Source organism: Lacinutrix jangbogonensis (assembly GCF_000797445.1).
Taxonomy (GTDB): domain Bacteria; phylum Bacteroidota; class Bacteroidia; order Flavobacteriales; family Flavobacteriaceae; genus Lacinutrix; species Lacinutrix jangbogonensis.
Genome location: NZ_JSWF01000028.1, coordinates 204,485 through 216,914 on the forward strand (window position 1 = coordinate 204,485; position 12,430 = coordinate 216,914).

At 27.9% G+C, this 12,430-nt stretch carries 12 protein-coding genes; all 12 read right to left on the reverse strand.

The genetic code is table 11. The annotated features are described in order from the left end of the window. Positions 1-15 precede the first annotated feature (15 nt). The 12 genes from RH82_RS09880 to RH82_RS09940 all read right to left on the reverse strand — a co-directional run bounded on the left by RH82_RS09880 (position 16) and on the right by RH82_RS09940 (position 12,427). Positions 16-999 carry a polysaccharide deacetylase family protein gene (locus RH82_RS09880; protein WP_052158296.1) on the reverse strand — a complete coding sequence of 328 codons (984 nt, stop codon included), beginning with the start codon at positions 997-999 and terminating at the stop codon, positions 16-18. A 51-nt stretch (positions 1,000-1,050) separates the two neighbouring features. Then, complete coding sequence (locus RH82_RS09885) at positions 1,051-2,001, reverse strand: O-antigen ligase family protein (protein ID WP_162182455.1); 951 nt, start codon at positions 1,999-2,001, stop codon at positions 1,051-1,053. A 302-nt stretch (positions 2,002-2,303) separates the two neighbouring features. Next, complete coding sequence (locus RH82_RS09890) at positions 2,304-3,374, reverse strand: glycosyltransferase family 4 protein (protein ID WP_034060364.1); 1,071 nt, start codon at positions 3,372-3,374, stop codon at positions 2,304-2,306. A 42-nt stretch (positions 3,375-3,416) separates the two neighbouring features. Then, the gene (locus tag RH82_RS09895; RefSeq protein WP_034060365.1) at positions 3,417-4,265 is read right to left on the reverse strand and encodes a sulfotransferase domain-containing protein; all 849 of its coding nucleotides are present in this window, start codon (positions 4,263-4,265) and stop codon (positions 3,417-3,419) included. Beyond that, on the reverse strand, positions 4,255-5,238 hold the full coding sequence (locus RH82_RS09900) for a peptidoglycan bridge formation glycyltransferase FemA/FemB family protein (protein ID WP_034060366.1): 984 nt from the start codon (positions 5,236-5,238) through the stop codon (positions 4,255-4,257). Before RH82_RS09900 ends, RH82_RS09895 begins: the two co-directional genes overlap by 11 nt. Positions 5,239-5,243: 5 nt before the next feature. Next, positions 5,244-6,269 carry a D-glucuronyl C5-epimerase family protein gene (locus RH82_RS09905; protein ID WP_034060369.1) on the reverse strand — a complete coding sequence of 342 codons (1,026 nt, stop codon included), beginning with the start codon at positions 6,267-6,269 and terminating at the stop codon, positions 5,244-5,246. Further along, the gene (locus tag RH82_RS09910; protein ID WP_034060371.1) at positions 6,259-7,344 is read right to left on the reverse strand and encodes an O-antigen ligase family protein; all 1,086 of its coding nucleotides are present in this window, start codon (positions 7,342-7,344) and stop codon (positions 6,259-6,261) included. The genes RH82_RS09905 and RH82_RS09910 overlap by 11 nt, the downstream gene beginning before the upstream one ends. 153 nt (positions 7,345-7,497) lie before the next feature. Beyond that, positions 7,498-8,229 (reverse strand): polysaccharide deacetylase family protein, encoded by a 732-nt coding sequence (locus RH82_RS09920; protein ID WP_034060375.1) that lies wholly within the window; start codon positions 8,227-8,229, stop codon positions 7,498-7,500. Continuing rightward, complete coding sequence (locus tag RH82_RS17850) at positions 8,229-9,098, reverse strand: sulfotransferase family protein (RefSeq protein WP_052158297.1); 870 nt, start codon at positions 9,096-9,098, stop codon at positions 8,229-8,231. The genes RH82_RS09920 and RH82_RS17850 overlap by 1 nt, the downstream gene beginning before the upstream one ends. Positions 9,099-9,103: 5 nt before the next feature. Next, positions 9,104-10,411 (reverse strand): oligosaccharide flippase family protein, encoded by a 1,308-nt coding sequence (locus RH82_RS09930; protein ID WP_034060377.1) that lies wholly within the window; start codon positions 10,409-10,411, stop codon positions 9,104-9,106. Position 10,412: 1 nt separating this feature from the next. Then, entirely contained in the window at positions 10,413-11,162 is a 750-nt protein-coding gene (cysQ, locus tag RH82_RS09935) for a 3'(2'),5'-bisphosphate nucleotidase CysQ (RefSeq protein WP_034060380.1), read from the reverse strand. 11 nt (positions 11,163-11,173) lie between these two features. After that, positions 11,174-12,427 carry a sulfate adenylyltransferase subunit 1 gene (locus RH82_RS09940; protein ID WP_034060383.1) on the reverse strand — a complete coding sequence of 418 codons (1,254 nt, stop codon included), beginning with the start codon at positions 12,425-12,427 and terminating at the stop codon, positions 11,174-11,176. Positions 12,428-12,430 lie beyond the last annotated feature (3 nt).

A 12,430-nucleotide genomic window follows, 5' to 3' on the forward strand; every position in this document is an offset into this window, starting at 1 on the left:
TAATAAAAATATAATTTACACCTCACTAAATATTTTAACAGAGTCACATTTCATTAATTTATCCCCTATAAATTTATCAAATTTATTTAATGAAAATTCTGTAAAAGCTTTTGGGTGTCCTATAATAACAAAATTTTTCTTATTTTCTTTTGTGTATTTTTTATGAGCGCTATTTAATAAAATCGCCTTATAGCCATCCATTGAAACCACAGAATAAGAGGGTTTAGTTAACAGTCTTTTTATTTGTTGATTTGAGGTAGGTGATGCATTACCATCTCCATAAGGTTTATGTTTTTTTGATCCAATTTTTTTTATAAACACAAATTTCCAAAAGAATGATGGGGAAACTTTTGTACTGGCTATAGGGATCTCTATAAAAGAACCATCTTCGTCTTCTATACAAGGATCATTTGAAAATTTCCAATGATCTAAATTCTTAGCTGTTGAAAAATTAAACCATTGGGTTTTTGTTGAGTTTTTTCCTTTATAAAATACTGTACTATCAATTTTTAAACCATATTTCAAAAAAGCAGTTTTAAGTTTTTCAAAAGGTTGAATGCACCAGCCACCTGCTCGATAAGTATTAATTTTTTTATCAATAATTTCCTCTAACACACTTTTATATTTATAAAAAATATTTTCTATTTCATCTTCTGAAAACGCGTCTAACCTATACCTTTTAAGATCAAAAACCCAACCGTTTTCACTATATTCAGTATCTTCCCAATGAGGATGAATGTGTAACTGTATATCGTGACCATTATCTGAAAGTTCTTTTATTTGATTACGAACTAAGTTATAATCTTGTTCTAGTTGAGGGTATTGATGCTTGTACTCCTTCAGTTTTATTAAGTATCCAGAATCCACAAAAAAAACACATTTAAAATTATGCTTATTTGCTATTTTGATTAATTCATTGGTAGGTTCTATAATACATTTTTCTGGTGTTCCTGAATCGCCAAAAAATAGTTCGTAATCTAAAGTTATAAAAATATTCATCAGAAAAAAATTATTTAAAAAAGTTATGTTCTATTAAAAACTAATTTTAGTTTAAATGCTCTTCACATTACTGGTGGACGGTTTTTTATTAAAAAAATACAATAAGGAGTTTATAATTGAGAAAAACACAATTCCAAAATGACGCTCAAAAATATTTTCAGTAACACATGTTATCGTTATTATAATTAAAAAACCTATATAAATGTAGTCATAATTTAAAATACTTATATAGAATAGTTTAATAAACATAAACATAAATAGCAGGAGTAGGGGTAAGCCTCCTATTAATATCAATCCTATATATTGATTGTGTGTATTAAATTTCTGAGAAAAGGCGTTTTTAAGTCCCTTTTCTTGATAACAATGTAATAGTTTTGATTTATTTACATAATTACTTCCATAACCAAACAACCAATTATCTTTAATGGATTCTAATCCACAAAAACTAATACTTAATCTCCTACTAACAGAAGCACTTTCTCCTGGTTTATCACCATAAACAGCGTATTCAAACTTAGAGTGAGGACTAAAAACAGTATCGATTACACGTTCCTTTACTATGGGAACATTGCTTAGAACAATAAAAGAAAAGGAGATAAACAAAGAAAATATAACTGCTCTTTTTATTGTAAGTCGAGATATTAAAAACAATATTAATATTAATATTGTTATTAAAAATTGTATACGACTTCCTGATAACATTGTAATTAATACGCTACTCAACATAATAAAAATTGAAAATAGTTTTTCTTTTTTTGAAAATTCACCAAATGTAAATAAGATAAATAAAAGAACCACATTATTAATAAGTCCTAAATATGTAGCGTGAACATAAAAATATTTTAGCAAGCCTCTGTAGCTAAAAAAGTACCAGTTTATTTTTGAGAAATCAGGAAATTTACTTATTTGCCTATAAAAAGCAACAATTATAAGTAATAAATTATATATAAAAATAGAAATGGATAAGTACTTAAAAATATTTTCTCTAGAAACTTTACTCAAAGTCTTAAGTAAAAAAAAGAGTATTGGAAATAATATTAAAGGAATACATCGAATTAAAAACTCTGATTCTTTATTGAAATTAAAAAAAAACGCACTAATTGTGAGATAAATAAAAGGTGAAATTAAAAAAAAGCATTTTTTAATTTCATTAAAATTAAATTTAACTTTTGATTTAATAAACAAAATAATTATTGTCAAAGTAAATAGTATTATAAGTATACTATTATACGATGGTTTTAGCAATAAAGAGAAAATCATTAACGCTATTAATAAATCTATCTTTTTTAATCTTAAAACTTTACTCAATTCTTTAATGTTTTAATTTGATTAAATAAATCCAAAGCTGTTTTTTCTGAGCAAAATTGTTTAGCCGTTTTTATAGCTTCGTAAGACATCTTTTGTTTTTTTACTTCAGAAAGATCAATATATAACAAAATTTTATTTACTAAGTCTAAACTGTTGTTTGTTTCAAACAAATAACCATTAACACCATGGCTAATATACGTTTTTAACCCACCAATATTACTACCTATTACTGGACATCCACAAGCCATAGCTTCAAGTCCTACTAGGCCTAAACTCTCATGTAGTAGTGTTGGAAATACATTAATATGCAATTGATTTAAATAAAAAGGTAATTTAGTATGTGAAATAGCACCAACAACTTCTACAGAATCTTCAATATCTAAAAACTTTAGCTTCTCTTTTAATAAATTATGATCTGTACCCCCTCCTATCATAATTGCTCTAAACCTAATCTTTCTTTCTTTTAAACCATTTAAGGCATCTAAAAAAACCTGCCACCCTTTTCCTTGTGTAACTCTAGAAAAAAAACCTAATGTAAGTAACTCTTCTTTTTCTTCGACTTCAAAGGGTTTGAAATTATTAACATCTATTCCTCCGGATGCTGATACAAATATTTTACTAGCATTAACTTTAAAATTTTCTGTCAGAATGTTTTTAAAAAACTCCGAAGGGACTATGATTAAATCTGATAATAATAATATTTTATTTGGTGTTTTTCTTAATTGGCCTTTTACATCAATAACGTCTCCACCGTGAAAATTTATTATTATTTTCTTATTTTTATTAAACCTTAAAAAAATTATTAAAACTTTAACTGCAATAGCATTATAATGTAAATAAATAATTTCAAAACCAGAAGACCTAATTAGATTAAAACATATAGATACTAAATATTTTAGATATTTAATTGCTTTCTTAATGGTATTTCTTTCTAATCCTTTTATTAAAGATTTAGCGGTAAACTCTACACCTAACTTAGTCAGTTTTTTTTCCGAATTTTCTACAAAAACGCCATAATATGGTGTTTCTATACTAGGATACATGTTAGAAATAAGAAAGACTTTCATAGCTTTAAACGTAAGTTTTAAAAATTATTATCATATTCAATTCTATATTTTATGTATTTCCCACAATCTAGTGTTAAAGCCAAATTCTTCTTCAAGTTTAATTGCATCTAAAAGCAGTTCCTCTTTTAGGACTAGTTTCTGCTCAATAGTTAATTTATAATCTTCTTCACTAATTTTTTTACCTCCATACTTTCCTAATCCCAATCGCACCTTATCTTTAGCTATTTGAGGTATTAAGGGTGTTATGTTTAGCTTTCTTAAAAACTCTCTCAATAACCTATAAGATTTAAAGCTTTGCCCGATGGCCGATTTTTTATCATTGTGCAAATAAGAAGTATCATATTGAAAGTCAGTTAATTCTAGAAATGAATTAATCTCTTTCATTACCAATTTAGAGTCTGTTCTTAGTCTTTCGAAATCTACAAATAAAAAATCTTTTTTATCGAAAAATTTAAGATATTTAGCTACTTGTTTGTAATATTTTGCTGACTCTATAATCCTAGTGTCTAAACATTCTGTGATTGGTCTAATCGAATCTCTATCTGTTAAAAACTGATGCGTTTGAGACTCTATTTTTTTAAAAGGATCTCTAACAACATAAATAAATTTAACATTAATATTAGATTCCTTTATCCTCTTTGGTATGTTAATAAATCCATCTTGTGTATAATCTGTAGTAGCGTCAATTCCATAGTCATGTTGTTCTGCTACATACTCAACAAATTGTTTTTGATACCATTGAAGACCTTTTTTCCAATTCTTAATATTACCAAAAAAGTTTGGCTCTTTTTTGAACCCTCCAGCGACTTTAGGATGTTGTCTAATGTATTCATACAAACTAGATGTTGCTCCCTTTTTAGTACCTATGATTAGGCAAAACTTATTTAACATTGCTTTGTTCTTTTAATATTTGATCTATTGGATCTCCGAGATATTTTTTTCCTTTCAATAACAGTAATATATTAATTGATAGGTTCATTAATTTGTATTTAAAAGGGTTTACTATTACTTTAAAAGCAAAACCTTCCTTTAGAATAGGATTAAAAGAGGTTTTAAACTTTTGTATATTATAGTACTTTGATTTTTTAGCAGGATTAATTCTTGCTCCTACAAAATCATAATTTTGTACACCTTTATCTCTTAATAATTTCATTGTTTCAAAGTGTAATAAATTTAAAGCTCCTGGAGAGGGTTTGGGTACACTCCCCCCAAAAAGGTAATATGCTGTTTCATTATTAAATGGAACCCCTATTACGCCTTGCGTCTCACAATTTTTAACGGCCTTTAATACTAACATATTAGCCCCTAATTCTTGAGTTATTTTTTTTACGTATTCTAATGAAGGTGCTATTAACTCTTCTCCTTGACGTTTAAAAGTCTCATTCATTAGATGCCATAAATCATAACTACTCGCTTCTACAACTTCCACATTGTCTTTAGTTGCTTTTCTTACCATATTTCTAGTTTTACTCACAATAGAGAGCATTAACTCATCATCAGGTAAATTAATAGGTTTAACATAAGATCCCCATGGAACTGAAATAGAATTTTCTGGAACAGCATTAAACACAGCGTTTGATTGTGCCTTTGAAATACAATCAACATTCAAATTCGATTTGATAAACTCAATCAAATCATTGAGGTATTTAATCTCTGTTTTATTTGTTAGTGTTTTATCTAAACTAATTATCTCATTTGTAAAGATAAGTCTTCGGAATATTAATTTTTTATCTATTATAAAAGGTAAGATATTATTATTTTCATCACGAAACCAACCATATTCATTTGATCTACTTTTTAAAAAAGATTTTTTAGCAAATACGGGGAATTTAGAATCATCTATATCTCTTAAAATTTCTATCATTTTTTTTAATTAAACATATTATATATATACACTAAGTCTGAATATAGAATATAAGAAGAATATAGGATATAAGGTACAAAGCCTGATAAGTCTTCTTCAAAAACTTTTGCATATTCATTTAAACTTTCCAATTGACTTTTTTCAAATAAAACCTGTAATTGTATGATATGCAATTTATGATACCAGGGATTACAATAGGTAAAATGATTTTTCATTGAAGGTTTGTCTAAAGAATAAGCACTCCAGCCCCCTAAATCAAATTCCTTTATTTTTTCACTTAAGATCTTTACGTACTTATCAAAAAGTAATCCCGCTTTTTGATTTTTTGTAATTATATACGCGTCATGCAAACCAATTAAGGTATAATTAAACCCGTTTAAAACATGGGTGGGTTGTTCTGTTGGATATTCTTCTAAAAACTCTCCAAAGATTTTAGAATTATTATATATCCCTCCTTCTTCTATGGTTTTCTCGAACTGCAATAAACTCTTATGTATTGATTTAATATAAATTGAATCTTTTGTTACCTGATATGCTCGTGAAAAAACAGATAATGCGAAACCTTGAGACAATGCAGATTGCCAAGGTGCTTTTATTATTTTATCCAATGTATGTAATGGCACATCAAAAGTAATTCGACCAGAACTGTCTTGTTTATTAACTAACCACTTTGCATTAACTAAAAAGGACTTTAAAGCAATGCTATCCTTGCTTCTGTAAGCATTAGCATTTTGAAGGTCCCTTAATGCTGCTAGCCCAATAGCTATAGGGCTATAAAAGACCTCTTTACCTTTTGTAAGATTTGTCTTTTTAGATCTATCTATCATATAGACACCATCAGAATCTTTTATAAGCGCATTCTTATCTTTATAAAACAAGAATTTAATAGGATAATTAGTAGAGTATAACCCTAAAGTATTCGATTGTTTTTCTACCTGCCAGGTATTATGAATATTTACTGATCTTATAACAATTGTTAACATATAAACAGAGATAACAATGAATAATATGCTTTTAATTTTAATTTTCATAGGTCACTTTATTTTTCATTAATCCCAAAATAAAAATTGAAGCTAATATGCCAGCCACCGTTGGACTATAAAACACATGCCCTGCCATAAATCCATGAAGATAAGCTAAACAACATATAATTAAAACAGACAAGCTGAAAAACGATTTCTCATTTAGAAATTTAAAAGTTAATTTGAATAATAATAGTCCATAAAAAAAAAGCATTATTGATAATAATACCGTTCCATAAGCCCCTTTAATATCATGATAATCTCTTTCTACGTAAGCTCCTTTTTCTTTTGATAGTTTTTTCTTGTCTCCTTTAGAACTTCTTGCAAAATTATTGCTAAATGAACTCATTCCTTCTCCAAAAATCATTTTAGTATTCCCTCTACTATCAAAATAATCATTTGCCCAGTTTGTTACATCGGATCTAACTCCTTTTTCTAAAATCTTCTCATATTTAGTTGAAAAATAATTAGAACTTTGAATCATACTATACATGTATATTGTCGTCGAAATTAAAGCAATAAAAGAAAGAAAAAATATTATCACTTTTTTCAATACACTCATTTTTCCATATAAAAATTGAAGAAATATATACAATAAAAAGATTGCAGTTGAAATTAACATTCCTGTTGTCGTTGCCATAAACAACAAGGATAAATATCCGGTTAAAAGCCAAAGCCAATGGATTCGAAAATCTCTTTTGTTAAATAAAAAAAAAGCGAATAGAATTAAAATAGTAATTCCAATATCATTTTGAGCTGAAAAAAAAGATTTAGTTCCAAACCCCCATTTTCCATAAGTTGACAGTCCTAAACCTGTAATAAAAGAAAAACAAATTAAGCCTGTAGCTGCCTTATAATACAACTTTAAATATTTAATTATATACTTCTCTTTATTAACAACAGTTATTCTTCTTAAAGCTTCATAAATAATGAAGAAAAAAGTACTTTTTAATAAGAATGAAAACTCATAAGGCAAACTAAACTGATCATCTAAAAAAAACCATAGAGGAAGATGAAAAGCCCATACAATAACAAAAAAATTAACGATATTTATATCTTTTTTTTTAATATATACGAAAAGCATGTGATCCACAGAATGCCTCTATACAATTTACCAATTGAAAAATTAATATCATTAAATTCAAAAACACCATTAATTATATCAACAAAAACTGGGATAAATATGATTAAATAGAGTCCTAATTGTGGCTTTTTTTTTACACTTAAAATTAGTTGATTAACCATTTCTTATTTTTTTAAACATCCCCCATAATCCAGATACTTTTACAGCAGCTTCGTAAAGGTTAGGAGTGTCGGTTAAACAAATTCTTTTGAGCTTAAAAATGTCTGTATTTGAGTCATTAAATCCAAAATCGACAGTAACAGCATTGGTATATTCTAACTGTTCTACAATTTTGACATCTCTTTCTCCATATTTACCATATGGGTAAGCAAAGGAAGTTAATTTTTTATTTAATTTTTTTTCTAAAACAGTTTTTGATTTACCTATCTCTATTATAGCCTTGTCCTCATCGATTTCTAGTAAATTAGGGTGAGATATCGTATGGCCTTGTAAATCGTATACCCTATTTGCTGTCTCAAAATCAAAATCATTAAAAAGGTAGTATCCATCTAATTCACTCTTATCTGAGCAAACATATATTGTGGGTTTATTTTCATATTTATTAAATAAATTTATGAGTTCCATATTACTTTTCCTACCATCATCAAAAGTAATTACTAAAGGGTAATTAGGTAATGTGTTTAATTTATTATTAATTTTTGCTTGAATAAATGTTTCTAAAGTAATAACACTATATTTTTTATTTAAAAATGCTATAATTCTTTCTGCATTATTTAAAGGTAATTCATGCAGAAGTAAAATAGTTGTTTTTTTCTTTTGAAATAAGACTCTAATTAGCCAAGAGAATCCTAAAAAATACATTACTATAAAAATAATATTTTTCATTAATTCCAGATCTTAATTTTATTATTCATAAAAATTTCTAGCTTTTCTATATCTTCTTTATATAATGTGCTTAATAAATATGTTTTTAATTCTTGACTAATAGTTTCAAAATTGTCGTTTTTTTTATTCAGAGTTTTAAAAAAAACTCTGATTCCTTCTCTAATTTTAAAAGATGGCACTATTATTCTTAAAACGTTACGTAATACATTCCTTTTTTCTGAATAAAATAGTTTGTGAAATTTTTTATTTTTCACTATAATTTTTGAATTGGAGACTAGGTTTACATTTAAACTCTCATTAGGATTAACTTGTAGAAACTCTAATATATCTTTAGCAACTGATTCTGGGTTTTCTTTAAGGTTCTCTAAAAATGAAATTTTAATATTAGACTTACCAAAAGCATCAATAAATTTACGCATGTGATGAAAATACAAGCCTCTGCCTATTAAAACATCGTAAAAAGGCATGTTTTTATCTATTTGTTTATTCTTCTTAAAATACTCATTAATATTAAAGCCCTCTATTTTACCATGTCTTTTTTGGTGTAAATATTCCGAAAAACACCTTAATGCTGGATTCCTTAATATTAAAAGTATTTTAATGTCTGTACCAAAGTTTTCTACAATCCTTTTTAATGCTTGTTCTGAATACAAATATGTAGCAGAAATTTCACCAGAAATTACTTTGTCATGATTTGGATTAAAAAAAGACTCATAACTCTTTAGACCTTTAGCGTAATTAATATCGTTATCAAAAAAGTGGAAATCTTTTTCTAAAGGAATACATATTTGCGGGTGTTGTATTAAAATATTATGAATAGTCGTTGTTCCACATTTAGCTGCTCCTACATTTAAAAAATGTAATTTCATTGATATTATAATTTAAAAGGAATGTAAAAAGATTTAATTTTCAACTTGTTATAGATATAAACTGCACTAGATATATTCCAAAACGCTAAAGCAAAAATTGTACCTAATGCTCCTCCTAACATTCCCATTTTTGGGATTAACAACAAATTTAATATAATATTAATAATTAAAGCTATAAATAAAAAATTCTTAAAAACTTTTTGATTTCCTGTCATTTGCAAAACTACCCCAACTGGACCACAAAAAGCATTTACAAATTGACCTACGCATAATACTATTAAAATAAATTGGCCTTCAATAAACTCATCTCCAAAAAAAGATAATATGTAATCATTGAATACTATTAAAAACAAAATAGTAACCAATGAACAAAAGAAATTTATTTTAGAGACTAATTTTATAAGTTTTGAATACTTAATAGTGTTTCCTTGAGCATACAAATTGGCTAATTGCGGTGCTAAAATAGAATTTAATGAGTTTAGCCCAAAACTTATCAAAGTTGAAATTTTAACGACAACACTATAAACACCAACCACACTCTCTTTTTCATAAAGCCCCAATATTATGCTATCAGCCCAGCCCATGATTACAACTATGGAAGCTGAAAACATCATTGGTAATGAATCAATAGTGAAATTTTTTATTTTTATTTTCCTAGAATCTTTAAACTTACTATTTAAAATAGGTCTAACTTGAAAAGCAATTAAAATTGCAGTAATTAATAATGCGAAAAAATATGCTTTAATAGGGAAGGAATCCTCCTTAACATTAAAAACAAACGTAAGGATTGATAAAATAATTATTGCAAATAAAAATCGAGAGGTATTTGTGTAAAAAGAAAATTTAGAATTTTGTTTCTCTACTCTAAAAACACTTGTTCCTAGACTTATATATACAACAATAGGAATTGAGTAACATGCGTAATTAATATACTCTAGATGAACAACTTTGTCGAAAAAAATTAATGCTAGACGCTCTCTTAGCATTAATAAAATTATCATTATTATAAACGATAAAAATAATGAAATTAAAGTTGCTTGATTAAACAAGCGTTTATTAGCATTTCCTATTGATAAATATCGCACAAGGTTTAAGTCATAACCTAGTTTTGGAGCTATTGCTCCTATCATCATTATTGAAAAAGAAATTGCTATTAAACCATTTACATTTGCTCCATACCACTTTGCAACTACCCAAGTAAATAAAAAACTAAATAATACTCCTGCAATTTTTATAAAAAAAAACGCACCTCCTTTAAAGATAAGGTCTTTAATGTCTGTATCCTCAAGCTTTGTTTTAATTTTATTTATCATTTTAACCTACAATAAAATAAGGATTCAATAAATTCTTTTTGTTGTAATTTAAAACTTTCTTTGTTTTAGGTTCAATAACTTCAATATTTAAACCCAATAAAACAGCGTGTGCAGCAGCTGTATCCCACTCCATAGTTGGAGCAAATCTAGGGTAAACGTCTGCATTACCTTCTGCAATCAGCATAAATTTTAACGAACTACCCATCGATACTATGCTGGTTTTTTTAAATTGGTCAATAAAATCTTGAGTTTCTTGGTTTAGATGAGAACGAGAAGCAACAATACGAACCGTATCACTATTCTTTTTAGATTTACTTAGAGTTGTAATTTCTTTACCATGAATCATGAAAGCTCCTTTACCAACTCCACCAAAATACAATTTATCAAGTACCGGAGCGTACACAACACCAAACACCGGCTTTTTGTTTTCAATAAGCGCAATATTTACAGTAAACTCTCCATTGCGCTTAATAAACTCTTTTGTACCATCAACCGGATCAACCATCCAAAAAGCTTCCCAATTCTTACGTGTTTCGTATGGTATGGACTTACCTTCCTCGGAAAGTACAGGGAGTTTGGTTTCTTTTAAGCCTTCTACAATTATTTTATGTGCTTCTTTGTCTGCTTTTGTTAGTGGGCTTTCATCTTGCTTTAATTCAATCCCAAAATCTTTGTCATTATAAATACTTAAAATTGCTTTTCCTGCATCTCTTGCTACTTCAATAATATGTTCTATATCTTCTGCTTTCATTTTATTTGCTATTATACTATCATTCCTGCAGCAACTGTTTCGTTTGTTGCATCATCTACAAGAATAATACTTCCTGTGGTTCTGTTTTCTCTGTAAGCATCAACCATTAATGGTTTTGTTGTACGTATTTTAACTTTACAAATATCATTCATGTTTAGCTCTTTGTCGTCGTTAACACGTTCTAGAGTATTGATATTGTATTTATAAACCACTTCTTTAATCATCGCTTTTTGGTCGTTAGAAGTGTGCTTTATTGTATATTTTGCTCTTGGTTTTGCTGAATCATTATTTAACCAACATAACATTACTTCAATATCTTGTGATGCTTCTGGTTTATTGTTAGAACGCACAATCATGTCTCCACGACTAATATCAATATCATCTTCTAGTGTTATAGAAACTGACATTGGTGCATGTGCTTCTTCTAATGCTGCGTCTAAAGTATCTATACTTTTAATTTTAGAAGTAAATCCAGATGGCATTACTGTTATATCATCTCCTTTTCTAAAGATACCACTTGCAACACGTCCTGCATAACCTCTATAGTCTATAAAACCTTCACTTTGTGGTCTTAAAACGGTTTGAACAGGAAAACGAGCGTCTACTTTATTAATATCACTACTAATATGCATAGTCTCTAAAGTGTGTAACATTGGTGCTCCTTGGTACCAAGGCATGTTTGTAGACTTGTTTACTACATTATCTCCATCTAAAGCACTCATTGGAATAAAGCGTACATCTGTTACTAGCATTTTTGAAGAAATATCCTCAAATTGTCTAACAATATCATTGTACACTTTTTCAGAATAGTCTACCAGATCCATTTTGTTTACACAAACAATAATGTGTGGTATTTGTAATAAAGACGCTATAAATGCATGTCTTTTAGTTTGTTCTATTACACCATGTCTTGCATCTATTAAAATAGTTGCAACGTTAGCTGTCGATGCTCCTGTTACCATATTACGAGTGTACTGTATATGCCCTGGAGTATCTGCAATAATAAATTTACGCTTAGGTGTTGTAAAGTACCTGTATGCAACATCTATGGTAATACCTTGTTCACGTTCATCCTTTAAACCATCTGTGAATAAGGCTAAATCTACACCTTTATGACCTTTCTTTTTACTTGTGTTTGTAATAGCTTCAAGTTGATCTTCGAATATAGATTTAGAATCGTATAATAAACGACCTATTAACGTACTCTTTCCATCGTCTACACTTCCTGCTGTTGTAAATCGTAATAATTGATTGTTATCTAACATTTT